Here is a 26839-nt window from a genome sequence, read left to right as displayed (position 1 = left end):
GGGCAATTAAATATAATTAAAATACGGTTAACTTTAGTTGCTAACTTAAGACTAGCAACAGCAACTAATAAGTTCAAAGTAGAAAATGTGCGTTATTTAATGAACTAATATCTAAAATTACTCTTTTTGTTGCTGAGGTAAAAAAGTGTTTAATAAAGAATAATTACGATCGGAAAGGAATCGCTAAACATATTAAATTATCAACCTGCTGCTAGCACTAAAAAATTCACAGTAATCAGACAAAAATGATATTAGATAAAGGAAATATTCAAATTTTAATTATTGACGATCAGCCCCAAAACCTGCGGTTTATATCAGACATATTGACGAAAGAAGGGTATAAAGTTCAGCGGGCAATTTCGGGAGAAATGGTGGTTAATGCTAATTTAACCGTCCTCCCAGACTTAATTTTGCTAGATATTGCCATGCCCAAAATGAACGGCTATGAAGTGTGCGCCCGACTGAAAGCTAACGAAAAAACTAGAGAAATCCCGGTTATTTTCTTGAGCGTTTTTGAGGAAACTTTTTACAAAGTCAAAGCTTTTGAAGTCGGCGGTGTTGACTACATTACTAAGCCTTTTCAAGTGGAAGAAATTTTAGTGCGGCTCGAAAGTCAATTGACTATACAACAGCTATCAAAACAATTAAAACAGCAGAATGCCCAACTGCAACAAGAGGTAGAATTTCGCAAGCGAACAGAACAATCACTCCGGGAAAGCAAAGCACGGTTGCAGAAATTGGCAGTCAATATACCGGGAGTTCTTTATCAATTTATAAAGAAGGCCGATGGAAGTTTCAAGTTTGAATATATTAGTTATGCTTGTCGGGAGATTTACGAATTCGAGAGTGAAGAAATATTAAGAGATCCCGAATTTTGCTTCTCTCAAAATCATCCAGATGACCAAGATTATCTGGTCAAAAAAATTGCTACTAGCGCCCAAACTTTAGAACCTTTTGCCTTTGAATGGCGGATTATTACACCGTCGGGTAAACTCAAATGGCTGCAATCTAATTCTCGGCCAGAAATACGCGATAATCGCGATATTGTTTGGTATGGCGTAGTTTTTGATATCAGCGATCGCAAGCACGCAGAAATAGAAATGGCGGGAGCTAAAGCTGCTTTAGAACGGCAAGTTCAACGAGAATTGTTAATTGCAAAAATAACTCAAGAAATTCGCTCAAGCTTGCAGCCAGAACAAATATTTCAAATAGCTGCAACTCAAATCGGTCTGGCATTCTGCGCCAATCGCTGTTTGATTCATACTTACGTTACTACCCCCCAAGTCGATATTCCTCTGGCGGCAGAGTATCTCGAACCCGAGTGCGAATCTATTCGGAACGTACCTGTTCCAATTTGGGGCAATCCTCACGTCATACAAATGATGATACAAGATCTGCCGATCGCCTCCAACAATGTTTATTCAGACCCTCTGTTGCAAGCTGTTCAACCGATTTGCCAGAAGGTTGGGTTAAAATCAATGCTGGCAATTCGCACTTCCTACCAAGGCATGGCAAACGGCGCTATCTGTTTGCACCAGTGCGATCGTTACCGGGAATGGACTTCCGAGGAAATCGACTTATTAGAAGCTGTGGCGGCTCAAGTAGGGCTCGCTATCGCTCAAGCTAAACTGATCGAACGAGAAAAAAACCGAATTCAGCAGCTCGATCGGCAAAATAAAGTGCTGCAAGCAGAAATTCGCACCCGTGTCCGCGCCGAGCAAGCTCTGCAAGAATCTGAAACAGAATTGCGGGCGATTTTTGCTGCCATGACTGACACAGTTTTAGTGAGAAATGCAGAAGGGCGCTGCATCAAAATTGCCCCGACAGCATCAACAAATTTGGTGAAACCTCCCAGTGAAATGATTAACAAAACCGCTCATGAAGTCTTGCCGCAACCTATAGCAGATTTAGTATTAAATGCCATCAAACAAGCTCTAAAAACGAAGCAAACCCTCAATGTTGAATATAGCTTTAAAATCGGAGAGCGCGAAGTTTGCCTAGACGCTAAAGTTTCTCCACTTACTCCTGATTCAGTAATTATCGTAGCCAGAGATATTAGCGTTCGCAAACAAACAGAATCCGCACTCAGAGAGAGCCAGCACTTCATTCAAGCGATCGCCGATTCCAATCCCAACCTATTGTACGTTTACGATGTAATTGAACAGCGGAATGTTTATACCAACCGACAAATTTCGACGATACTCGGATACACCGCCCAAGAAATACAAGATATGGGTACAGCAATGATGCCAATTCTGATCCACTCCGACGATTGGCCAAAGTTTTTTGAAAGCGTCCAAAAAGTAGATGAAGCCAAAGACGGCGATATCATTGAATCTCAATACCGAATGAAACACAAAAACGGTGAATGGCGATGGATGCACACTTGGGATACAGTATTTCTCAGAACAGCCGATGGTAGACCCAAACAAATTCTCAGCACTGCTAATGACATCACAGACCGCAAATTAGCCGAAGAGAAACTGCTAGCATCGCAGCGAAGAATCTCGTTTTTATTGCAGCAAACGCCGATCGCCATTATCGAGTTAAACCTCAATTTAGAAATTATTACTTGGAATCCCGCAGCCGTTGCTATTTTTGGCTACAGTGAGCAAGAAGCGATTGGTCGAGTCGCCTCCGATTTTATCGTACCTGAAAGCTACCACCCGCAATTATCTGAGATTTTCAATCATGACTTGAATGCCAAATCCAGCGGCACTACCGAAAATCGGACTAAAGACGGCAGAATTATCATCTGCGAGTGGTACAATACTCAGCTAATTGACGATAACGGTACAGCGATCGGCATTGCTCTAATGGCTGTAGATATTACCGAACGCAAGCAGGCAGAAACCGAACTGCAAGAAAGTGCTTTACGACAAAGAGCGATCGCCCGCATCATTGAAAGAATGCGGCAGACTTTAGATATCCGAGAAATTTTTTACGCCACAACCCGAGAATTGCGCCAAACCATGAAGTGCGATCGAGTCGCCATTTACCGTTTCAATCCAGACTGGAGCGGCGAATTTGTAGCCGAATCCCGTGACCACAAGTGGGTTTCTTTCATCCAACAACAGGAACTCGATTCTCACTTTACTGAAGGCGCTTTAGACAGCGAACGTTGCGTTGTCAAAGAATTAGATAGCCCCTCACAAGAAGTAGGCGATACCTATTTGCAAGAAACCCAAGGCGGAGTTTTCAGCCGAGGTACAACTTACCTTTGTGTCCCAGACATTTACAAGCAAGGATTCGATATTTGTTACATCCATTTGCTAGAAAAATTTCAAGCTAAATCCTACATTATTGTGCCAATTTTCTGCGGAAAAACGCTCTGGGGATTACTAGCATCCTATCAAAATTCAGCTCCCCGCCAGTGGAGCAAAGCTGAAATCAACGTTGTAGTTGATGTAAGCACTCAGCTAGGAGTAGCATTACAGCAAGCGGAATTGCTCGCCCGTACTCAAAGGCAGTCAATGGAACTGATTAAATCCAAAGAAAACGCCGAAGTTGCCAACCGCGCCAAAAGCCAATTTCTAGCTTCCATGAGCCACGAACTCCGCACACCTCTCAACGCCATTCTCGGTTTTTCCCAAGTAATGGCCCGCAACAGTTCTATCACGGAAGAACAAAAAGAATACATAGAAATTATTAACCGCAGCGGCGAACATTTGCTGGAACTCATCAATGATGTTTTGTCAATGTCCAAAATAGAATCCGGTCAAATTACTATCAATCCCAGCCGCTTTAATCTATACAACCTTCTCAACAGTCTCAAAGAAATGCTGCAACTAAAAGCAAACTCAAAAGGTTTGCACCTAATTTTTGAAAATGCCGAGGATTTGCCGCAGTACATTCAAACAGACGAAGCTAAATTGCGGCAAGTTTTAATTAACCTCCTCGGCAATGCGATTAAATTTACTCAACAGGGAACCGTTACTTTGCGCGTCAGCAGCCAAGCTGAAAAAGACGCCACCGAAGAAAACAAATCCCTATTGTCTTTTGAAATTGCCGATACGGGCCCCGGCATTTCTCCCTTGGAACTTTCCACATTATTTAAGCCCTTTGTACAAACCGAAACTGGTCGAAAATCCATGCAGGGAACTGGTCTGGGGTTGCCGATCAGCCAACAGTTTGTCCGGATTATGGGAGGTGATATTGCTGTTGAAAGTCAACTCGGTCAAGGCACAACTTTCAGCTTTAATATCTGGGTTAACTTAGTAACAGAAAGTGATGAACAAGAAAAATCACCGATTAAACAAGTTATTGCTTTAGAAGCCGGACAAGAAACTTATCGGATATTAATAGTTGAAGATGTAGCGGAAAATCGCCAACTGCTGCTTAAGCTGCTGGTACCCCTGGGATTTGAAGTCCGGGAAGCAACAAACGGTCAAGAAGCAATTGCTTTGCATTCAACTTGGAAGCCGCACTTGATATTAATGGATATGCTGATGCCCGTGATGGATGGGTATGAAGCGACAAGACAGATCAAAAAAACTCTAGAAGGTAGAGAAACAATAATTATTGCCCTGACTGCCAGTGCTTTTGACGAGCAGCGGCAAATAATTTTGTCGGCTGGTTGTAACGATTTGATCTGTAAACCGTTTCGGGAAGAGGTACTCTTTGAAAAGATAGCGCATCACCTCAACCTGCGTTATATTTATGAGAAAGAAAACTTATCTACTTCTTTTTCAACACCGACGCTGCTTAAAAGTTTGACCACCGAAGATTTGAGTGTAATGCCCACAGACTGGGTGGTCGAGTTGCACCGAGCAGCACTTTGTGTAGATGACCAGCGCATCCTCGAACTGATCGAGGAAATTCCCGAAACAGAGGCAAATCTCGCTAACGCTTTAACAGATTTAGTCGATAATTTTCGGATAGATATCATTATCGATTTAACTCAATTATATTATGATGAACGACCATCCATTACCAGTGACTCCTAAAGACATTCTGATCGTTGACGATATGCCGGATAATTTGCGACTTTTATCCACTATGCTGACATCTTACGGGTATCATGTCAGGAAGGCTATTAACGGACACTTGGCTTTGCAAGGGGCACAAATATCTCCTCCGGATCTAATTTTACTAGATATTAATATGCCGCAAATGAACGGGTATGAAGTTTGTGAGCAGTTAAAGTTAAGCGAAAAAACTAAAGATATTCCGGTAATTTTTATTAGTGCGCTAGATGACGTGCTGGAAAAAGTTAAAGCTTTTCAAGTAGGAGGAGTGGATTATATTACTAAACCTTTTCAAGTAGAAGAAGTCTTAGCCCGCGTCCAAAACCAACTTTCCCTTCGTTCGCTGCAATCCAAACTGCAACTGCAAGCTACGGAACTGCACGATCGCAATTCTAGATTGCAGGAAGAAATCGCAGAACGGCAGCGGGCTGAAGAATCAATCCGGTTTTTGCTGGAAACTACCCGGGCGATCGGCGAAGCTGTAGACTTTCACTCAGCTTTAGAAGTAATTTTGCACCATGTTGGCGAAACAATCGGATGGGATGTAGGAGAAGCTTGGATTCCCGATGCAGAAGGAACTGTGCTGCAATCTGCCCGGGGCTGGTATGCCAGCAACCCCAGCATGGAATCGTTCCGCAAGCAAAGCGAACAACTGACATTTGCCCGGAATATAGGGCTGCCGGGACGAATTTGGGCATCCAAGCAACCGGAATGGGTAGAAGATATTTCCAAGGGCTACCCGCATTTTTTCCGAAGTCAGATAGCACTAGAACTCGGATTCAAAGCGGGTTTTGGCGTGCCGATTTTGGTAGGCGATGAAGTATTGGCAGTGCTAGTTTTCTTTAAAATTTCGTCGGGTGGGAAAGACGCACGATTTATAGACGTTTTTAATGCAGTCGGCACTCAATTAGGTTCTTTAATTCAGCGCAAACAAGCAGAAGAATTGCTGCGTATTGCTCAAGAAAAATATCACAGTATTGTAGAAAATGCGATGGAAGGCATTTTTCAAAGCACGCCTTCAGGAGGCTATCTCAGCGCTAATCCAGCTTTGGCAAAATTGTACGGTTACGAATCCCCAGAAGAACTGATGTCCGACATTAAAAATATTGCTCAGCAACTGTACGTTGACCAGGAACGCCGCCTCGAATTCGTGGCTGCTATGGATGCTGACAATGCCGTTTTGGGGTTTGAATCTATGGTATGCCGCAAAGACGGGCGGCGGATTTGGGTGTCAGAAAATGTCCGGGCTGTTCGAGATGCAAAAGGTGAGCTGATCTACTATGAGGGTACTGTTTCGGACATTACCGAGCGCAAATTAGCACAAGAAGCCCTAAAAGTTCAACAAGAACAAAGCGAGAAGTTGCTGTTAAATATTTTGCCAAAACCAATAGCAGAACGTTTGAAGGCGGAGCAAAGCACGATCGCCGACAGTTTTGCCCAAGTAAGTGTTTTATTTGCTGATATTGTTGGCTTTACTGAGTTGTCTGCTAGAATGTCTCCCACCGAGTTGGTAAAGCGCTTGAATGTAATTTTTTCCCACTTCGACCAGTTAGCTGAAAAGTACGGTGTGGAAAAAATTAAGACTATTGGCGATGCTTACATGGTAGTCGGGGGATTGCCTACGCCGAGACAGGATCACGCCGAGGCGATCGCCCAAATGGCCCTGGGAATGCAGGCAAAAATAGCAAAGTTGTGCGCCGAGACAGGGGAAAAACTGGCAATTCGCGTCGGCATCAATTCCGGGCCGGTGGTTGCGGGAGTAATTGGTGTGAGCAAGTTCACTTATGATTTGTGGGGAGATACGGTGAATGTAGCGGCGAGGATGGAAGCTACGGGTTTTGCAGGCAGAATTCAAGTTACTGATGTTACTTATGACCTTTTGAAAGATAAGTATTTGTTTGAGAGGCGAGGCGTGATTCCGGTAAAAGGTAAGGGGAATATGATGACTTATTGGTTGCTAGAAAAAAACTAAAAATGGGAATTGGGCATGGGGAATTGGGCATGGGGAATTGGGCATGGGGCATTGGGCATGGGGCATTGGGCATGGGGTATTACAACAAATAACAAATAACCAATAACACATAACCAATAACCAATAACCAATAACCAATAACACATAACCAATAACACATAACCAATAATTCATGACTACTGACTACTGACTTCTGCTATGATGAAAGTAGTTAACGAAACTTTACATAATAGCCGTGACTGCACAACAATTAGTATCTGCAACGAGTTTTGAAAAGCTAATTTGGACTTGGAAAGGTCACAAAATCCAATATACCGTCCAAGGAACCGGCCGCCCTCTGATCTTGATTCACGGATTTGGGGCTTCGATCGGACATTGGCGGCAAAATATCCCCCCACTAGCGGCCGGTGGCTATCGCGTATTTGCTCTGGACTTGCTGGGATTCGGTGCTTCCGCCAAACCAGCCCTAGATTACACTCTGGAATTGTGGGAAGAATTGCTGACTGATTTCTGGGCGGATCTGGTACAGGAACCGGCGGTATTTGTCGGGAATTCGATCGGCGCTTTGCTGAGTTTGATGGTAGTCGCCAACCATCCAGAAATATCAGCAGGTGCAGTCTTAATCAACTGTGCTGGCGGGCTCAACCACCGGCCCGACGAACTGAATTTCCCGCTGCGAGTAGTAATGGGGACTTTTACTAAATTAGTTCGATCGCCCCTGATCGGCCCCTTTATGTTCAACAACATCCGCCAAAAACACCGCATCCGCAACACCCTGCGCCAAGTCTACGGGAACCGCGAAGCCATCACCGACGAACTCGTAGAACTCCTCCACGCCCCCTCCTGCGAGCCCGGAGCTCAACAAGTGTTTGCCTCGATTCTCACTGCCCCTCCAGGCCCTCAACCGTCAGAATTGCTGCCCAAAGTCGATCGTCCGTTATTGGTACTTTGGGGCGCAGACGACCCCTGGACGCCAATCGCCGGCAGCCAGATTTATCAACAATTGGCCGCCAACGATAAACCAGTGAAATTTGTGTCAATTCCCAACACCGGCCACTGTCCCCACGACGAGCGGCCGAGTGAAGTCAACGCTCTGATTTTGGACTGGCTGCTGGAATTGAAGTAAATTTTTTATGCTGAATCCAACCCTTGGGCGATCGACAAAAACCCCTGCCTTACAAAGGTTCAGCCTCGCTCCACCGCACCAGCACCCCGGCAGCAGCCGACTCAAAAAACAATTTTTGTAAAAAGTATTGACACAATTTCCTGAGTCAGCTATATTGATGGACGTGTGAGGAGCGAACCAGTAAGAGCACCGAGACGAAACACGGCCAGTCGTCGGTGCTCTTTCTGTTGGAACCCATTTTTAAGAGTTTGAAATTATCTATAAATTCACATCCAGAAGATCTGTAAGCCCGCCCCGCTTTCTTCATTTCTTCCTACCCTTCGGGAACGGCTTCGCCGAACGCGTTCTTAGCGTCTTCGCGGTTCGTTAAATAAATATTCGGATGTTGCAAACAAAGTAATTGACTGGACTTAATCTCGAAAAATCCGAAATTGTGGATTTTTTTTATAATCAAAATTTGATTGCATAGAACTCAAAACTAGAGAGTTATATAATAATAAATTGTCGCTGGGTCGGGGCGAGTTGATATACATTTTTTCCAAATGTCGCTAAACCCGCCCCTGCGGTATTCGTGCTACAAATATCAACGATCGCCCAAAACAAATTGTTCGATCGCAGCCGCCACCCCATCTTCCTCCACATCCGGCGCCACCCAATCAGCAGCAGCCTTCACCCCATCAGGAGCATTGCCCATTGCCACGCCCACACCCGCGTAGGCAATCATTTCTACATCATTAAAATTGTCGCCGATCGCCATCACATTCGCCGCCTGCAAACCCAAAAGTTCCTCCGCTAAATACTGCACCGCATCTCCCTTATTCGCCAAAGGATGGGTAGCTTCAAAAAAAGTAGCAACCGATCGAGTCAAATAAAGCTCCGCAGGCGTGTAGCGCTGCCGCATACTGCTGAGCAAGCCGTCGAGTACCCCCGGATTCTCGCACAAAGCCAAAACTTTCGTCGGTTCCCCCGGAAGATCTCGCCGCAAATCTTTAATCACCATTGGTTCAATGCCCGATCGTTCGGCATAAATTCGGGTAGCTGCGGTAATTTCCGGCACGTAAAGTTGATCCTCAATGTAGAAATGGATCGAAAGGAGCGGTCGCAAATGCGGTTCTTCAAAATAATCTAACAGTTGCAGAGCAGTTTGTTTCGACAGCGGCAAGTGCCGCAGCCGTTTTTGAGTAGCGTGATCTTGAATCCACGCGCCCTGGTAGCAAATCAGCGGCAATGTTGAGCCGATGTCGCGGTGAAAACGCAAAGCTGAGCGGTACATCCTGCCCGTAGCGACGGCCACTTTCACTCCCCGCGACTCGGCCGCCAAAATTGCCTGCTTGACTGGTTCTCGGATGGTATTTGACAAACCTGCGATCGTGCCGTCTATATCCACTACCAGCAATTGAATGTCTGCGGTGCCAAAAGCGCGATCGGTCGCATTAGCTGGATTTGAGGCAGTTATATTCTGCATGATTTTTTTAGATTTTAGCTGTTGATTTGCAAGCACCCATTTATTTTGCCACTGGCGGGATAGCAAAGTGCGACTTCTGATTTTTTGAAGACTAAAATATAGATAAGTAAATAAGCGACAAAAAAAGTATCGAGGAGAACTCTTTAGGGATGGTTTTAGCTCAGCTATATAATAGTAGCCAGTTTACTGCCGTAAAAACCGCACTGGATCGCGATGTGTATTTCCACTTACTTAATAATACTTGTGGCAAAAAAGAATGCAATTGTACGTCTGAGCCAAAACCTTATGTCATCAATCATTCCCAATCTAACATTTAAAATTGTATAACCAGATATTTCAAATTACCCCCAATATCATGATTTCTATCCCTGGATACCGCATTGACGAAGAACTTTATACAAACCCTCACACAGTTATTTATCGAGGGATGCAGCTTGAGGAAGAAAAACCCGTTATCCTCAAAACTCTCACGCCGACATACCCTACCCCAGCGCAAATATCCCAACTCCTGCACGAATCCGAAATTCTTAAAAATTTGAGTTTGCCCGGAATAGTCAAGCTTTACAAAATAGAAACATACAATCACTTTCCTGTTTTAGTTTTAGAAGATTTTGGTGGCATTTCCCTAAAAGACTTTCTCAGCAACAACCAGCTAGAGTTACAACAATTTCTGCATATTGGCATCAAACTAGCAGAAACTATTGGGCAACTTCACGAACACCACATTATTCACAAAGATATTAAACCCAGCAATATTATTGTCAATATCGAGACAGGAGATGTCAAGATTGCTGATTTTGCGATCGCCTCCCTGCTACCGGGCGAAAACCCCGCCCCCAGCCATCCCCATTTACTCGAAGGCACTCTCGCCTATATGTCTCCTGAACAAACGGGACGCATGAATCGGGCGATCGACTACCGCACCGATTTTTATTCTTTAGGCGTCACCTTTTACGAAATGCTGTGTGGCGAATTGCCTTTTCAGGCGATCGATCCCATGGAATTAGTACACTGCCATATTGCTAAAACGCCAGTTTTTCCTTGTGAAAACAGAAAGCAAAAAGTAGAAAGCAGAAGCATAGAAGGCAGAATCAATCAACTAGGAACCAAAGAGATTCCTCAAGTCGTTTCCGATATCGTCATAAAACTCTTAGCAAAAACAGCCGAAGACAGGTATCAAAGTGCTTTCGGACTTTTGTACGACTTGGAAAATTGTCTCGCTCAACTGCAAACAACAGGCAAAATTTCCCACATAACCCTCGGTGAACATGATCAGTCAAGTCACCTGCAAATTTCGCAAAAATTTTACGGGCGAGAAGCAGAAGTTAATATGCTTCTCAGTATTTTCCAGCGGATGAGGCGAGGCAATACAGAAATCGTGCTGATTTCGGGTGGTGCAGGTGTGGGCAAATCGTCGTTAGTATATGAAGTTTACAAGCCGATTCGGCGGGAAAACGGGTATTTTATTGACAGCAAATTTGAGCAATTTAAGCGCGATATTCCCTACGCTTTTTTGCTCCAAGCTTTTCAAGATTTGTTACGGCAAATTTTCACAGAGAATGCCGCACAAATTCATGTTTGGAAACAAAAAATTTTAAAAGCACTCGGCGGCAACTGCCAAGTAATTATTGAAGCTATTCCTGAAGTAGAACTGATTGTCGGGCCGCAGCCCCCCGTGCCCGATTTAGGAGCAAATGAATCTCAAAATCGCTTTAATTTAGTATTTCAAAACTTCATCCGCGTTTTTGCTCAAAAAGAACACCCCCTAGTAATTTTCCTCGACGACTTGCAGTGGGTCGATTCAGCCTCTCTCAAGTTAATAGAACTGGTAGCAACTGACCTAGAAACTCAATATTTATTAATAATTGGAGCTTATAGAGAGCAGGAAGTAGATGCAAATCATCCCCTAATGCTGACCGCCGAAGCAATTAAAAAAGCAGGCGGAACTGTGAGGGCGATCGCCCTTCCGCCGTTAGATATAAGCAGCGTCAACCAATTCGTTGCCGATACTTTGAACTGCGCCCCAGAAAAATCCCTAAGTTTAGCAGAATTGCTTTTCCGAAAAACCGCTGGAAATCCATTCTTTTTAACTCAATTGATTAAATTTCTTAACTCAAAAAACTTAATTCAATTTAAAGTTTTACCCTCGAATAATTTGGTCAAGCTAGCTGAATCTAACCTGTCGGCCTTAGCGCAACCAATCTCAGAGCAAATTGTGAAAAAATGCCATATCACAGGCGAGTGGCAGTGGGAGATCGAACAAATACAAGAAATGGGAATAACTGACAATGTTGTCGAATTAATGATAGATAACATTCAGAAACTTTCAGAGGCTACCCAGGAACTGCTTAAAGTAGCCGCTTGTATCGGAAACAAATTTGATTTAAAAACTCTCTCGACAATCGCCGAAAAACCTCTGGCGTCCGCAGCAACCGACCTCGGTGAGGCACTTCAGTCCGGTCTGATTTTGCTCGTGAATAACGCCTACAAAATGCCGCTCGCACTAGCAGCAAGCACAGAAGTAACAGACACAATATCTAGAGACTTTACCGATAAATTTTCCCTGCCAGTGGCTGATATTTTGAGCGCAACTTACAAATTTTTGCATGAGCGAGTGCAGCAAGCAGCCTATGCTTTAATATCCGATTCTCAAAAACAAGAAATTCATCTAAAAATAGGCAGTTTTTTATTACGCAATGCACCGCCAGAGCAATTAGAAGAGCATATTTTCGATACCGTAAACCAACTAAATTTTGCCAAAGAAATCATCACCAGCCAATTAGAACAACTTCATTTATGCAAATTAAATTTAATTGCAGGCCGCAAAGCAAAAGCAAGTGCAGCTTACGAACTTGCCCTGAAATATTTAACCGCAGGTATTGAACTGCTGCCCCCGGAAAGTTGGGAAACTGACTACGAATTGACTCTTGCACTCTACGAGTCAGCAGCAGAAGCTGCTTACCTCAATACCGACTTTGAGCCAATGGAAAAATGGGCGAAAATTGTCCTGCAACACGCAAAAAATGAACTAGACAAAATCAAAGTATTTGAAATCAGAATCATAGCTTGTGCGATGCAAGCCAAACTCCAAGAATCGGTAAAAATTGGTCGCGAAGCACTAAAAATGTTAGGAATAAACTTTCCCGAATCGCCGATTCCCCTCCACATTCAGCAAGCACTGGCTAAAACCGCAGCTTACTTAACCGGAAAGAAAATAGAAGATTTAATTAACTTGCCGATTATGACAAATCCGCACAAGCTAGCAACTATGCGCGTGCTTTCCAGTATGTTTTCAGCTACATTTATAGTTGAACCTGTGCTGCTGCCGCTGATTGTGTGCGAGCAAGTTAATTTATCTATTAATTACGGAAACTCTACTTTTTCTGCCTTCGGCTATGCTAATTACGGAGCCATTTTAAAAGGAATAGTTAGAGATATTGAATCTGGCGATCGCTTTGGTCAATTAGCTTTAAATTTGAGCGAGAGATTAAATGCGTTAGAATTCAAAAGCAAAACGCTTAATTTAGTAGCATTCATTTTGATGAACGGCAAGCATCACGTTAAAGACTCTTTGCCGCTATTAGAGGACGCCTATCAAAGCGCGCTAGAAAATGGGGATTTAGAATGTGTCGGATATGCAGCAGTAAATATTTGTCAGTCTTTGTATTTCATCGGTCAAGAATTGCCCCAACTGGAACGGAGAATGGTAAGTTACAACCATTTGCTGTTTCAACTCAAGCAAGAAACTGTCTTGAATTGGAATCAAATATATCGGCAAACTATTTTGGAATTGATGGGGAAATTGGAAAGTCCACACCTTATATTAGATGAAGCATACAGCGAACAAAAATTGTTGTCGCTGCTGTTGAAAGCTAACGATCGGGTGGGGCTACAGCACTTTTATGTGCAAAAATTAATACTAGCGTATTTATTTGGGGATACCGCTACAGCGCTAGAAAATGCAGCGCAAGCCGAAGTATATTTAGACGGAGTTGCAGGCTTTATTAATGTTTCTGAATACCAGTTTTACGATTCTCTAGCCCGCTTAGCAGCCTATCCATCTGCGACCAATGAGGAACAAGAAGAGCATATTTTTTACGCGGTCAGTAACCGGAAGAAACTGCAACAAAAAGCACTTTTGGCGCCCATGAATCTTCAGCACAAATGCGACTTACTTACGGCAGAAAAAGCGCGGGTTTTGGGCAATGTTGTGAGAGCAATGGAATATTACGATCGCGCAATTGAAGGAGCCCAAGAAAACGGATACATACAAGTCCAAGCGCTAGCAGCAGAATTGGCAGGAGCATTTTATCTATCGATAGGACGAGAAAAAAGTTCTAAAACTTACTTGACAGAAGCGCGTTATTGCTATCAGCGCTGGGGAGCAACAGCCAAAGCAGCGCATTTAGAATCGAAATACTCGCACTTGCTAACTTCAAGCTCGATTTCAACTAATATTGAAACTCACAAATCTACCAGCAGCGCTTCCACTACGAACGACAGTGCAGGCGTGCTAGACTTGACCACAGCAGTTAAAGCATCGCAAACCTTAGCCGGCGAAATAGTTCTCGACAAACTGCTGGCAAAAATGATGAAAATTGTTATTGAAAATGCGGGGGCGCAAACAGGCTTTTTAATACTAGAAAAAGAGGGTCAATGGGTGATTGAAGCATCAGGCTCTGTAGATGTCGATCGCGTTGCTGTCATGCAATCAATTCCGATAGATTTTGTAGCCGACGATCGAGAAGTAACTTTGCTGGCAGTTGCAGTTGTGAATTACGTCGCCCGCACCCAGCAAAGTATAGTTTTAAACGATGCCAGCCGCGAAGGACAATTTACTCGCACACCCTATATAATGGCTGTTCAACCTAAATCAATTCTTTGCACTCCGTTAATTAATCAAAGCCAACTCACTGGTATTCTATATTTAGAAAACAATCTGACTACAGGCGCTTTTACACAAGATAGGTTAGAAATATTAAAACTGCTGTCATCTCAAATTTCTATCTCCATCGAAAATGCCCAACTTTACGCCAACTTGCACCAATTCAATCAGAATCTCGAAAATTTAGTACAGCAGCGTACCTCCGAGCTCTCCCAAACTTTAGAAGACTTAAAATCGGCTCAAAATAAACTCGTAGAGTCGGAAAAAATGGCTGCGCTCGGCGGGTTGGTTGCAGGTGTTGCCCACGAAATCAATACTCCCATCGGCATCGGCATCACCGCCGCCTCCCTGCTTGCTGAAAAAGCCACAAAGTTTTTTGAGGTTTACAGTAACGGCCAAATAAAACGTTCCGAGTTAGAAAAGTTTCTGGATACCGCCATGCAAAGCAGTAATATGATCTTATCTAACCTCACGCGGGCAGCCGACTTGATTCACAGTTTTAAAGAAGTAGCTGTAGATCAGTCGAGCGAGTTAAAACGCACGTTTAATGTTAAAAACTATCTAGAGGAAATTTTGACATCCTTAACAGCCAAACTAAGAAGAACTAAGCACAAAATACACATTAAGTGTGATGAAAATATTGTAGTGGACAGTTACCCGGGCGTAGTGTGTCAAATTGTGACAAATCTGGTGTTGAATTCCCTAATTCACGCCTACGATGGAGAAGACGAAGGAGTTCTGGCTTTTGATTTCAAACTAGAGGGCGATCGGCTAATATTTGAATATGCCGATAACGGCAAAGGAATTGACCCAGAAAATCTAAGTAAAATTTTTGAACCGTTTTTTACCACCAAAAGAGGTCAGGGAGGCACGGGATTGGGACTGCACATTATTTATAACCTTGTTACTCAAAAACTAAAAGGCACAATTAACTGCACAAGTCAAGTAAATAAAGGCACAAAATTTATGATTGAATTTCCCGCTAAAATGAGCAATTAGTTATTAGACCGCCAACATGGATATAAGTTTTATATAGGAGAACGATATATGTCAGAAGCTAGTAAAAACCTGTTGGCTGCAGGCGATGAGGAATTAATCGCGGCGGGCGACGATGAATTAATATTTGCAGAGGAAGACGAGGCGGAACAAAAACCGCTAGAAGACAGTTGGAAAATATTAATTGTAGATGATGAAATAGAAATTCATAATATTACTAAACTAGCGTTAAACGATTTTAAATTTGAAGGAAAAAGTATAACATTTATCAGCGCTTACTCAGGAAAAGAAGCTAAAGAAATAATCCAAAATAACTACGACATAGCATTGATTTTACTCGATGTAGTTATGGAAACAGAAGAAGCAGGCTTGGAAGTAGTTAAATACATCCGCGATATTTTAAATAATCAAATTGTGCGGATTATTTTACGCACGGGACAGCCCGGACAAGTACCAGAAGATGTAGTAATTGTCAGCTACGATATCAATGATTACAAAACCAAAACAGAACTTACTAACAAAAAATTATTTACCACAGTAGTCACCGCACTGAGAGCATTTAGATCGCTCAATCAAATCGAATCCAGCAAAAGCGAACTAGAAAAAATTGCAGCCGCATCAGCCCGTTTTGTACCCCGTGAATTTTTGAAGTTTCTCAAAAGAGAAAGCATAGTTGATGCCAGACTAGGAGACTCTGTACAAGCAGAAATGACGATTATGTTTGCCGACATTCGCTCATTTACAAGTCTGTCAGAAAGTATGTCTCCCCGAGAAAACTTTGAATTTATTAACTCTTACTTAAGCCGAGTTGGCCCAGTTATCCGCGAGTACAACGGTTTTATAGATAAATACATTGGTGACGGGATTATGGCTTTGTTTCCTAACAGGGCTGAAGATGCTGTGCAAGCAGCAATTGAGATGCAGCAGCAAGTGAAGATTTATAACAAACACAGGCAAAACAGTGGCTATCAACCTATTTCGATAGGGATTGGTTTGCATACGGGGACTTTAATGTTAGGTACGATTGGCGAAGCGGAACGAATGGAAAGTACGGTGATTTCTGATGCCGTTAATTTAGCTTCCCGCGTGGAAGGATTGACAAAGCTTTATGGGGTGGCTATTGTAGCTAGCGTCCAAACCCTTTGCCGGATAGACGATCCTCAACATTACAAGTGCCGATTTCTCGATCGCGTTCAAGTAAAAGGAAAACAAACACCTGTTGCTGTCTTTGAAATTTACGACGGCGACTCGCCGACAATGATCGAACTAAAAGCACAAACTCAAACTTATTTTGAACAGGGAATTTTTTTTCACTACCAGCAGCAATTCGCGCAAGCAAGGCAAATGTTTCTGCGCGTCTTGCAAGTCAACAAGTATGATAAGGCCGCAGCTTTTTATGCAGAACGCTGCGAGATGTTGATGAAAAATGCAGTAATTATGACTCTGGAAGGTATTGAAATTTAGTTGAGGGGTAATGGGGAATGGGGAATTGGGAATTGGGAATTGGGCATGGGGCATGGGGCATGGGGCATTGGGCCGAAAAGAATTAGGAAATGGGCATCCGCTAAGATAGTGAACAGTGGACGGTGAACAGTGAACAGTGAACAAATAACTTAATTTATGCGCTTCAAATCCCTTGATGTTTTTCGCGGAATTGCGATCGCCTCCATGATTCTAGTCAACAACCCCGGCAGTTGGGAACAGGTGTATCCACCGCTAAAGCACGCAGAATGGCACGGCTGCACCCCGACAGACTTAATATTTCCGTTTTTCTTGTTCATCGTTGGCTGCGCGATGTCTTTCTCGCTGTCTAAATATATTCAAAATTATCCAAAAACCGGAATAGAAACCTCAAAAATTAGACAAATAAAGCAAAAATCAGAATCCGCCAAAAACCCTCTTTCTTCTTCCTTATTCCTTCTTCCTTATTCAAATATTTACTGGCGAATTGCGCGCCGCGCCGCGATTTTATTTATATTAGGATTGCTGCTAAATACATCTTCGATCGCCCTTGACGTACTTCTCAACAGCGCCCCGCTTGAAAACTTCGGTAAAATCCGCATCATGGGAGTATTGCAGCGCATCGGCTTAGCTTATTTCATCAGTGCGATCGCCATTCTCAACCTTTCCCCCCGCAATCAAAAACTGCTCGCTGTTGCCGTACTTTTGGGCTATTGGGCTGCCTTAACCGTATTTGCTGTAGGGGGGTACACTGCCGGCGAACTCACGCCAGAGGGCAATTTAGGGGGATATGTCGATCGGCTAATTCTCGGTAGCCAACGCCTGTACAAAGGCGGCCCCTTCGACCCCGAAGGATTGTTGAGTACCTTACCCGCAGTTGTCACAGTCCTGATCGGCTACTTTACAGGAGAATGGCTGCGCGTACAGCAAATCAAAACCCGCACCAGTTTAAACTTAGCAATCTGGGGGTTCCGTTGCGTAGTAATCGGCCGTTTGTGGGGATTTTTATTTCCGATCAACAAACAACTTTGGACAAGTTCCTATGTAGTGTTTACCGCTGGTTGGGCGTTGCTATTACTAGCAGTTTGCTACGACACAATAGAAGTGCGAGGTTGGAAATGGGGGAGACCGTTTGAAATCATGGGATTGAATGCAATTTTCCTGTTTGTTGCTTCTGGTATTGTCGCCAGAATTCTTCTAAAAACCCATATCGGCACTGGTGAAAATGCTCCAAGTACCTACACTTGGATTTACGAGAACTGGTTTTTGCCGTGGGCGGGGCCGCTGAATGGTTCCCTGGCATTTGCCGTGACGGCGGTCTTATTTTGGTGGTTAATTTTGTATGGAATGTACCGACGTGATTGGGCGATAAAAATTTGAGTGGTTTGGTATGTAGTGGATCTACCTCTTTTCTGGGTAGCACCTGGTCTACTTGAAAAGGCTTTGGGTATTGTCGATGAATACCACGGCAAAACTCTGGCTGACTATATTGTTTAATTACTAAATTAACTACAAGAGCATAGTGACATACTCCCATATCAACTGAGTACAGTATGACGTGGGCTTCTTGCAGCCCGATGAAGGGTATACAAGATTTCCTTTGCGGTACTGTCATCCATAGTTCCTACTACAGAAAGATTCCCGTTACGGCGTTTTATACTGGGGAAAATGCCCAACCCCAGTTTCTTCAAATTAATCGAAGCGTTAATATCGCGATCGACCATCAAAGAATGCTGTTCATCCCAATAGCCTCGAAAGCTACAATCGGTGAAAACGATTTCATTCCGATAGCACAGAACCATTGAGCTGTAAGCAGGTTTTTGCGGAACGACGACTGATCCAGCTTTTTCGGCTATGTATTCCAGCGTCTTAAAAAATTGACCAAATGCAGCGTCCAACCAAGATTTATTCAGTCTTGATTTGGCTGATTGACCGTTCGGAAGGTAAGTCCCTTCATTATCCTGCTTAACTTTGTTCCGTTTTGTTAAGCCCTTGAGGTTCAAGTCTTCATGAAAAAAGAATTTAGCTCCTGAGCGTACTAATCGGTGAGCCGTCTTGTAATGAAAATCTTGACGAGAACGAGCTATCTTTTGGTGCTGTTTAGCTTCTTTTTTGGCTAATTTGCGTCTAGCTCTAGAGCCTCGTTTCCGCTTGTTTCGCTTCCTAGAAATCCGGTCTAACTTGGCTTGATTTGTACGAAGTGGTTTTAACGAGGGTAGCTTTTCACCCGACGACGTTGCCAAATAAACATCTTCGTGCAGCACTGCATCCAAACCCACCGAGTTATCCCAAGTGGGGCTAACTTTATCAGGTGTGAATTCCGGAACAGAAGCATCTTCAAGCATTAACTGAATAAACCAACCATCAACCTTCCTAGTAACACTAGCTTGCCTGATGGTAAATCCAGCGGGAATTGAGCGGTGCATCCGAATTTTTACAACTCCTAACTTCGGCAATCGAATATAAATCCACTTCTTGCGAATTAATTTAATCCAATCGTTGTTAGCCGTAGAAAAAGTCATCGTGCGATAATCCGCTTCAGTCTTGAATCGGGGTCTACCCGATCGCCCACCCTTGCTATCCCCTGCGATAAACCGCTCAAAGGCTTTATCTACTCGCTTAGAAACATCTTGCAGAATGGTTGAGTCTACCTGTTTAAAGTCCAGCAGCTCACCACTATGAAAAACTTTTACCAAGTCTTTCTTAAGGACGGGTAATTGTTGCTTTTGCGAGTAGTAGTTGGGTTTTTCCCTAGGCGCAGAGATACTAGCAATCAATGGACAAGCGTTTACAGTAGTCCTGTTCATCTCCCACCAATCGAAACGATCACCTAGCTGGCGATTGTACCAATAACGGCAGATTCTTAACCACTGGTTGAGAGTTAGCTTTTGTTTGGTTTCGGGATAGAACTGGTACTGATATGTTGTCTTCATTGCGCTACGACCTTGACGCATTTATTATTATAAAATAACCAGAAAATACTACACTTTGTCAAGCGAGTGAATAATTATATTTATTAAATAGCAAGGTTGGTTTATTAAATAAAGAGATTGTTCGTCTCGTCATCCACCCGTTTACTGTTCAAAACTATGTCTTGAATTGATCCACGGGTGGAATCAGGAGTCTCACGCGCCTTTCATCCCACACTAATCGAAGCGATATAGTGTGGGGATTCCCGTCTGGTTAGCTAATTCGGTGACGATCGCAACCACTGCATCTGGGTCAATAGGTTTGGCAAGGTGACGTTGAAAGCCTGCGGCGATCGCTTGCTGTAAATCCATCTCTCCAGCATAGGCTGTGAGAGCGATCGCTGGAATTTGTCCGCCTTGCTCAAGCGGCAGGCTACGAATGTGACGCATCAACATATAGCCATCCATTTCTGGCATCCCAATATCACTGACAACGATCTCTGGAACCGCTTGGGACAATGCTTGCAGTGCTTCAGTTGCACAGGAAACGCTGGTGACGCTCGCCCCCGCTTGTTCTAAAACAAACGCCACAAACTCGCGTGAGTCTGCCTCATCATCCACGACTAAGACATGAATGCCGCTTAAATCTCCGGCGGTTGAGTCGGATGGCTGCTCGATCCCTGGCAATTCCTGAGAGCGAGGCGCAAGCGGAAGCCGAACTGTAAACGTAGCTCCTTGTCCTTCACCCGGGCTATCAACCGCGACTGTTCCCCCGTGCAATTGCACAATTTGCTGCACGATTGCCAGTCCTAATCCCAAGCCGCCAAATTTGCGGGTGGTGGCTCCATCTTCTTGCCGGAAATGCTCGAAGACATAGGGCAGGAAATCAGAGCGAATCCCTTTTCCAGTATCGGTAACTTTAATTTGAGCGTGGGTTTCATCCAAAGTGAGGGTGATAGCGACTTGTCCCCGCTGAGGTGTGAATTTGACTGCGTTAGACAACAGATTCCAAACCACCTGCTGCAAGCGCCCAGCATCGCCGATTACGATGCCAACACTGGGTAAAATCGTTGTGTCAATTTGAATGGCTTTCGCTTCTGCAGCCAAGCGAACCGTTTCTAGGGCTTCTGAGATGACTTTACTCAGATCGACGGGCATCACGGTTAAAATCAGTTTGTCGCGCAAAATCCTAGAGATGTCGAGCAAATCGTCAATGAGTTGCACTTGGAGTTGCGCGTTACGCTCGATCGTCTCTAATGCCATTGCGGTTTTTGCCGCGTCCAATTTTCTCTGCTGCAATAGTTTTGACCAGCCGAGAATCGGATTGAGTGGCGATCGCAATTCATGGGACAGCACCGCCAAAAACTCATCTTTGATTCGGTTAGCGCGATCGGCAGATTCTCGTGCAACTTGCTCTTGCGCCAGCATTCGTTCCAGTTCAGTTTCAGCTTGCTTTTGCTTCGTGATATCACGTGAAATTGCTAAAAGTTGCGTCACTTCTCCAGTGGTATTCCGCACGGGTGTGATAATGATGTCCCACCATTTTGGTGTGCCCTTGCAAGTGGGAAGATAGCCTTGCAACTGACCGACGTTGCCCGCTTTGGCAGCCGCGATCGCCGCCTTGGCATTTTCATAATATTTACCTTGCCAGATATCTTGCCAACTGGTGTTTAGAACGAGTGACGGATCGTCGATTTCCAACAAGCAGAATCCGCCTGGATTGATATAGACAATTTCGCTATCGAGCGTTAAGACTTTAATGCAATCTTGGCTGCTTTGGAGTATGCGTTGCTTTAGCTCCTCAGTGTCTCGCAAGGCTGCTTCGGCGCGGGCGCGTTCCACTGCCGCCCAAGTGCGCTCGGCCACTTCTTCGGCCAGGGACACCTCGTCCAGTGTCCAGGCTCGCGGCTCGGATGTGTGGATTGCCAGCCCCGCTACGAACTCGCCCTCCTTGACCAGGGGTATGCCGATGTATGCCCCAATCTCGATCGCAGCGTAGGCCGATCGCTGATCTGGAGATAGGTTGGGATCTGCTTCCACATCAGATGCGGACACGGCGCGACCACTGCGGTATGCTGCGAGCAGCTTCGGCCCGAACGAATCAATCGGGTAGTTGCCAGCCATCCCTAAGGCTCCATTGACGTAATCACGCTCAACGACGTAATCAGCACCGCGAACCTCAAAGTATGCCACCCGGTTTGCCCCGAGATATTCACCCAGCACACGGCTGGCAGTAGCCTGAATCTCCACTGGGTCGGCAAGCGGACGCAGCGCGTCGGCGAGAGAAACACGGAAAGCATCGAATTCGCCGGCTCGCTGCAAAATTTCTTCTGCCCGTTTGCGTTCGCTTGTATCAGTGAACAAGAGGGCAAACTGATGATTTTGCGGTTCGCCGACTCGAAAAGCGTTGACATCAAACCACTGATTCATCGCAGCGGATTGATTCTCAAACCGCACAGATTCACCAGTCTGCACGACTTGGCCATAGATATCAAACCAGTGCGCTTCCAGATCTGGAACCAGTTCCCGCACCGTTTTCCCGACTGCATCCTGAAGTCCCGTCATCTTTTCAAAGATCGGATTGACTTCCAGAAAGCGATAATCAATCGGTTCACCGTTCTCGTCAAACAGCATTTCGCAGAGGCAAAAGCTTTGGTCGATCGACTCAAATAAAGTGCGGTAGCGTTCTTCGGATTGACGCAGGGTTGCGGCAGTTTGAATCTGCTCGGTAACATTGTTGAAATAAACGGTGATGCCATTTGGCGCTGGGTAGGTGCGAACTTCGTACCAGCGATCGTGATCCGGGTAAAACGCGGTCATTGACGCAGCCACACGATCGCCCATGGCGATCCAGTGAATCTGCTCCAAATCATTGCCAATCAGTCCTGGATATTCTTCCCATAAATTCTTGCCAATCAAACCCCTTGGAGTGCGATCGAGCAGTGTCGCGGCAGAGCGATTGACGTAGGTGAACCGCCAGTTTTCATCCAGGGCAAAAAACGCTTCAGCGATGCTCTCCAGAATATTCCGAGTCTGCTCCTCGCTTTGGCGCAAGGCTTGCTCTACCCGTTTGCGATCGGTGATGTCTCGCATCACGCCTGCCACTCCTTCTACTGCACCGTTTATGCATAAAAGTGGCACGAAAATGTATTCATAGGTGCGCGTGCCGATTGCGCTAGTGTAGGGCGTTTCGTCTTTGAGCAACTGGCACGTCTCGATGACTTGTTGAATCTGATGTTGAAGTCGGGTCGCTAAATCGGTTGGATAATCTAGCTCGAAAAAGTTCTTTCCCAGAGCTTCATCCGAAGTTTTCTGCCAAAGATCGAGCAACCCCGGGCTGATATACGTGAACCGTCCCGCCAAATCAAAGGTGTAAATAAAATCGGGAATTGCAGTTACGATCGCATCGAAGTTCCGCACTTGCTGTTCGAGTTCGGTGCGGCTCTGGCGTAATGCGACTTCGGCACGGGCACGCTCGATGGCTGCCCACGTCTGCTCTGCGGTTTCCTCGACTCGTCTCACCTCATCTTCCCTCCACGGACGAGGGTTTGCCTGATGCACCGCCAACAACGCGACAAATCTAGCGTTCTTGATCAGCGGCACATCAATATGTGCAGCAATATCAATCGCTTGATAACTTGCCTTCTGGCTTGCTGTGTATTTAGGGTTGTTTGCCACATCGGGAACGATCGCTGTTCGCCCCGCTCGATGGTCGTCTGTCAGGTTGCGTCCGAAGTCTTCCAGACGGTACAGCCCACTCAATTCGGCAACGCCGTTCGTGTAGTTTTTATGAACGATGACCTCTTTGCCGCCGGGTAACACTTCGATGTAAATGACGCGGCTTGCTCCTAAAGAATCCCCGAGAATGCGGGCAGCGGTTGCCTGAATCTCATTGGCATCACTCAGCGGGCGTAGCGCATTGGTGAGCCTGACTCGAAACGCATCGGCTTGGGCAGCTTGGCGCAAGGCATCTGTTGATGGGCGCTCCTGCGGCAGAAGATTAGATTCTAGCTGCGTCTTTTCCGGGTGCTGAGTGCGATCGAGTTCGGTCAACAGGATTTGCCAAGCCGTTTTCAGGCTGTCCGACCAGGTTTCGACCGCCCCCAGTGAAGTTTGCGACCAATCGTGCGATCGTATCCGCATCGCCATCTCGCTATCGCCTGCAAATAAAGTTTTAGGAGCAGCCTCATCTACCAAATCACTCACACACTATACCTCGCTTAAAAATACTGAGCTAAAAGCTGTTTGCTGCCCTCTCGAATGACGATTGAATAGGATTGACCCTGTTCCGCAACCAGCGTCCGAATTTGCCTTAATGCCAAAGGTGAGGGTTGAATCCATTTATTTGGCCAACGCTTAATCGTTTCTCTTAGAAGATTTCATACAGTTTAAACACATGGTATCTCTCCTACTCAATATCTGTCAAAAATTAGACAGACCGATCTCCCTTAAAAATAGTCCCGACACTGTTTAAGCAGCCTTGATTAAATTGTGGAAAGTTAAAGCCTTTGCGAAACTGACGATTATCAGTTCTTCCACTTAAAAAAAAAACTATAACGACAACTAAGATTTGTAAATTTAAATTTGCCCTAAACGAGCCAAATAGCTGAAAATAAAACCCCTAAAAACTTCTTTGGGGTTGACTAATTCCTGGTATTTGTTGTAATATTGATTGAATAATAATCATCAGTAAATCTGAAGAGGTTGTGTGTTTTTTTAGCTTAACCTAAAAGAGTGCTTTTTTTTCTGTTTGTTTTTAAATCCGATTCGACTAACTTTTTTCGCTTCTGTGCTGTACTGCGTAAGCGTTGCTGGCCGCAGGCATCGCATCCCTATCTCAAAATAGTCCGCAGTATTGCCTTAAGGAGGATTTCAACAGCCTACCAAGCTCTGCCAGAGAACATTTAAGCCGACTGTCAAGACTGGCATAAGGGCTACTGCCTAGCAATTGCTTCCTGTTTCTTTACACAGAATTGTTTCGACTACTTATCTCGTTATTTCAGTTAGATTGCAATTAGTCTAAAGCAGAAACAGCATATCGAGCTTCCGATCGAGAAATTGCGACGGCCCAAATGCCTCAACCCGTCCCAACTTAAGGATTTTGCGCGTAAAAGCCGATCGCCCGCCACCGATGGCTCACTACAAATAAACCCAAATCGCTAAAATAAAAAAAAGATACGTAATAGGCAGGCCCTGTCAATGATCCCAACCGTTATAGAACAATCCGGTCGCGGCGAACGCGCCTTTGATATCTACTCGCGACTCCTGCGCGATCGCATCGTCTTCTTGGGCCAACAGGTTGACTCTGACTTAGCCAACCTGATCGTTGCCCAATTGCTATTTTTAGACGCCGAAGACCCGGAGAAAGATATTTACCTCTATATCAACTCCCCAGGGGGTTCGGTAACAGCAGGTATGGGCATTTTTGACACGATGAACCACATCCGCCCCGACATTTGCACTATTTGTCTCGGTTTGGCCGCCAGCATGGGCGCTTTTCTGTTGAGTGCCGGCGCTAAAGGCAAGCGGATGAGTTTGCCCCACTCCCGGATTATGATCCACCAACCTCTAGGCGGAGCTCAAGGACAAGCAACGGATATTGAAATTCAGGCCAAAGAGATTTTGTACCACAAACGCCGCCTGAACGAACATCTTGCCAACCATACCGGTCAGCCGCTTTCCCGCATTGAAGAAGATACCGAACGGGATTTCTTCATGTCCGCTGAAGAAGCCAAGGACTACGGATTAGTCGATCAAGTGATCGATCGCCGTCCTTCCGCCAGCAGACCGATCGCCGCTGTCGTCTAAATAAAAAGTTAAAAATCAAAAATGAGGAAATATTCTTCATTTTTGATTTTTAATTTTTAACGGTCATATAGCAGTTTTCAGTGGAGTGAATTACAGATGCTGGGGCGCATGATACGGCGTCACAGTTAAGTCATTACTGTATTTCATACAATTGAAAACTGCTATATTTAGCTTATTCTAAAAAAACCTCACACCTAGAAACCCTACAGAATTACTAAGGCAAAGATTCGAGATATTGCAGGAAGTCGAGCAATTCTACTTGATTTAAGAAATGGCGCGCTTCTTTGCCGTAACCTTGTTTGAGATAATCTTTTCCTTGGTTGGCAGTCCAGCCCAATCGTTTGATTTCCTCAGTAGTTCTGCTGTAGATTTCTAAATATTCTAGAAAATCTACCAACTGTTCGCTAGAAAGCTCTCTCTGCGACGACTTGCCGAAATTTTGTTCGAGACAGTCAGTTTCTTGTTTCTTAGTCCATTTCAAGCGCCTGAGGATTGCCTCTATTTGGGCGATCGTATCAGAATTATCCTCGATCGCATCGCTGGGGATTCCCACTGCGATCGGTTGCAATTCCCTGACTTCAGCGGCACCCTGTAGCAGTTCACTTTGGCTGGGAGTCGGCACATCGAGTTCCTCAAGCGGTTCGCCGTAGCTGGAAGAAAGCCAAGCGTCCGAGTCTAACTGCTTCGGTACAAATCCAGTAGCCTCCACGCGATCGACCTTTGGAGGCAGCGGTTCCGGTACAGGTGCGATCGGATCTTCATTTAATTTTGCTTCAGTCTTGACAAAATTGCTTTGATGTGTTTCAGGCAATTTGTCAGCAACAGGCATTTCTAGAACCGGAAGAGGAACACTTGTCGGCCCAACAGGAACCGGAACAGCAGGAGGAAGGGGAGGGGGAACAGCAGCAACCGAAGCAACCGGAGCAACCGGAGCAACCGGAGCAACCGGAGCAACCGGAGCCGGATCAACACTCGCTATCGCACGATCGGGCGCAGCAAATCCAAGGACAGCGATCGCTCGCAACCGGGCGCGGTCTTCAGCATCCTCAACAGACTCAGCAGCCGACATAGCCGTAACAAGAGTCTTGCCGTCAACCTGAACCAGACAGCGAACAACAAACTTACCGTGATGAACAGTCAGCAACTCACAGATTAACTGTCCAGCGGGATAAAGGGCGCGAAATTCAGCAAACATAATTTTTTGACCCCGAAACCAGGAGGGGCTTATGACTTAAGTGTAGTACAGCCAG

At 45.0% G+C, this 26839-nt stretch carries 11 protein-coding genes; 7 read left to right on the top strand and 4 right to left on the bottom strand.

Annotation, left to right across the window (positions count from 1 at the left end; genetic code table 11):
• The first annotated feature begins 245 nt into the window (after positions 1 to 245).
• From QUA47_RS07175 to QUA47_RS07165, 3 genes are all read left to right on the top strand, one after another.
• Positions 246 to 4946 (top strand): PAS domain S-box protein, encoded by a 4701-nt coding sequence (locus QUA47_RS07175; RefSeq protein ID WP_333430223.1) that lies wholly within the window; start codon positions 246 to 248, stop codon positions 4944 to 4946.
• Entirely contained in the window at positions 4912 to 6939 is a 2028-nt protein-coding gene (locus QUA47_RS07170; protein ID WP_333430222.1) for an adenylate/guanylate cyclase domain-containing protein, read from the top strand. Before QUA47_RS07175 ends, QUA47_RS07170 begins: the two co-directional genes overlap by 35 nt.
• Positions 6940 to 7174: 235 nt before the next feature.
• Positions 7175 to 8065: an alpha/beta fold hydrolase gene (locus QUA47_RS07165; RefSeq protein WP_242718618.1), complete on the top strand. Its 891-nt coding sequence runs from the start codon at positions 7175 to 7177 to the stop codon at positions 8063 to 8065.
• A gap of 583 nt (positions 8066 to 8648) precedes the next feature.
• On the opposite strand, the gene QUA47_RS07160 is transcribed toward QUA47_RS07165, so the two are convergent.
• The gene (locus QUA47_RS07160; RefSeq protein ID WP_333430221.1) at positions 8649 to 9530 is read right to left on the bottom strand and encodes a Cof-type HAD-IIB family hydrolase; all 882 of its coding nucleotides are present in this window, start codon (positions 9528 to 9530) and stop codon (positions 8649 to 8651) included.
• Between the two features lie 355 nt (positions 9531 to 9885).
• Here QUA47_RS07160 and QUA47_RS07155 point away from each other — a divergent pair, with 355 nt between their 5' ends.
• The 3 genes from QUA47_RS07155 (at position 9886) to QUA47_RS07145 (ending at position 18252) form a co-directional block, all read left to right on the top strand.
• A complete protein-coding gene (locus QUA47_RS07155) occupies positions 9886 to 15414 on the top strand; it encodes an ATP-binding sensor histidine kinase (protein ID WP_333430220.1) in 5529 nt (1842 codons plus the stop codon).
• A 48-nt stretch (positions 15415 to 15462) separates the two neighbouring features.
• Complete coding sequence (locus QUA47_RS07150; protein WP_333281163.1) at positions 15463 to 16875, top strand: adenylate/guanylate cyclase domain-containing protein; 1413 nt, start codon at positions 15463 to 15465, stop codon at positions 16873 to 16875.
• A gap of 156 nt (positions 16876 to 17031) precedes the next feature.
• Positions 17032 to 18252, top strand: a complete 1221-nt coding sequence (locus tag QUA47_RS07145; RefSeq protein WP_333430219.1) for a heparan-alpha-glucosaminide N-acetyltransferase domain-containing protein — start codon at positions 17032 to 17034, stop codon at positions 18250 to 18252.
• Between the two features lie 158 nt (positions 18253 to 18410).
• Here QUA47_RS07145 and QUA47_RS07140 read toward each other — a convergent pair whose 3' ends face one another.
• Positions 18411 to 19805, bottom strand: coding sequence for a transposase (locus QUA47_RS07140; RefSeq protein WP_333430218.1), 1395 nt, complete (start codon positions 19803 to 19805; stop codon positions 18411 to 18413).
• Positions 19806 to 20018: 213 nt separating this feature from the next.
• Positions 20019 to 23930, bottom strand: a complete 3912-nt coding sequence (locus tag QUA47_RS07135) for a PAS domain-containing protein (protein ID WP_445302490.1) — start codon at positions 23928 to 23930, stop codon at positions 20019 to 20021.
• A gap of 1026 nt (positions 23931 to 24956) precedes the next feature.
• On the opposite strand from QUA47_RS07135, the gene clpP reads away from it, so the two are divergent.
• Positions 24957 to 25589 (top strand): ATP-dependent Clp endopeptidase proteolytic subunit ClpP, encoded by a 633-nt coding sequence (clpP, locus tag QUA47_RS07130; RefSeq protein WP_333047400.1) that lies wholly within the window; start codon positions 24957 to 24959, stop codon positions 25587 to 25589.
• 214 nt (positions 25590 to 25803) lie between these two features.
• On the opposite strand, the gene QUA47_RS07125 is transcribed toward clpP, so the two are convergent.
• Complete coding sequence (locus QUA47_RS07125) at positions 25804 to 26784, bottom strand: hypothetical protein (RefSeq protein ID WP_333430216.1); 981 nt, start codon at positions 26782 to 26784, stop codon at positions 25804 to 25806.
• Positions 26785 to 26839: the final 55 nt, after the last annotated feature.

The sequence above is a fragment of the Microcoleus sp. MON2_D5 genome (assembly GCF_036701905.1).
Taxonomy (GTDB): domain Bacteria; phylum Cyanobacteriota; class Cyanobacteriia; order Cyanobacteriales; family Microcoleaceae; genus Microcoleus.
This window is presented reverse-complemented; position numbering and strand designations above follow the sequence as displayed.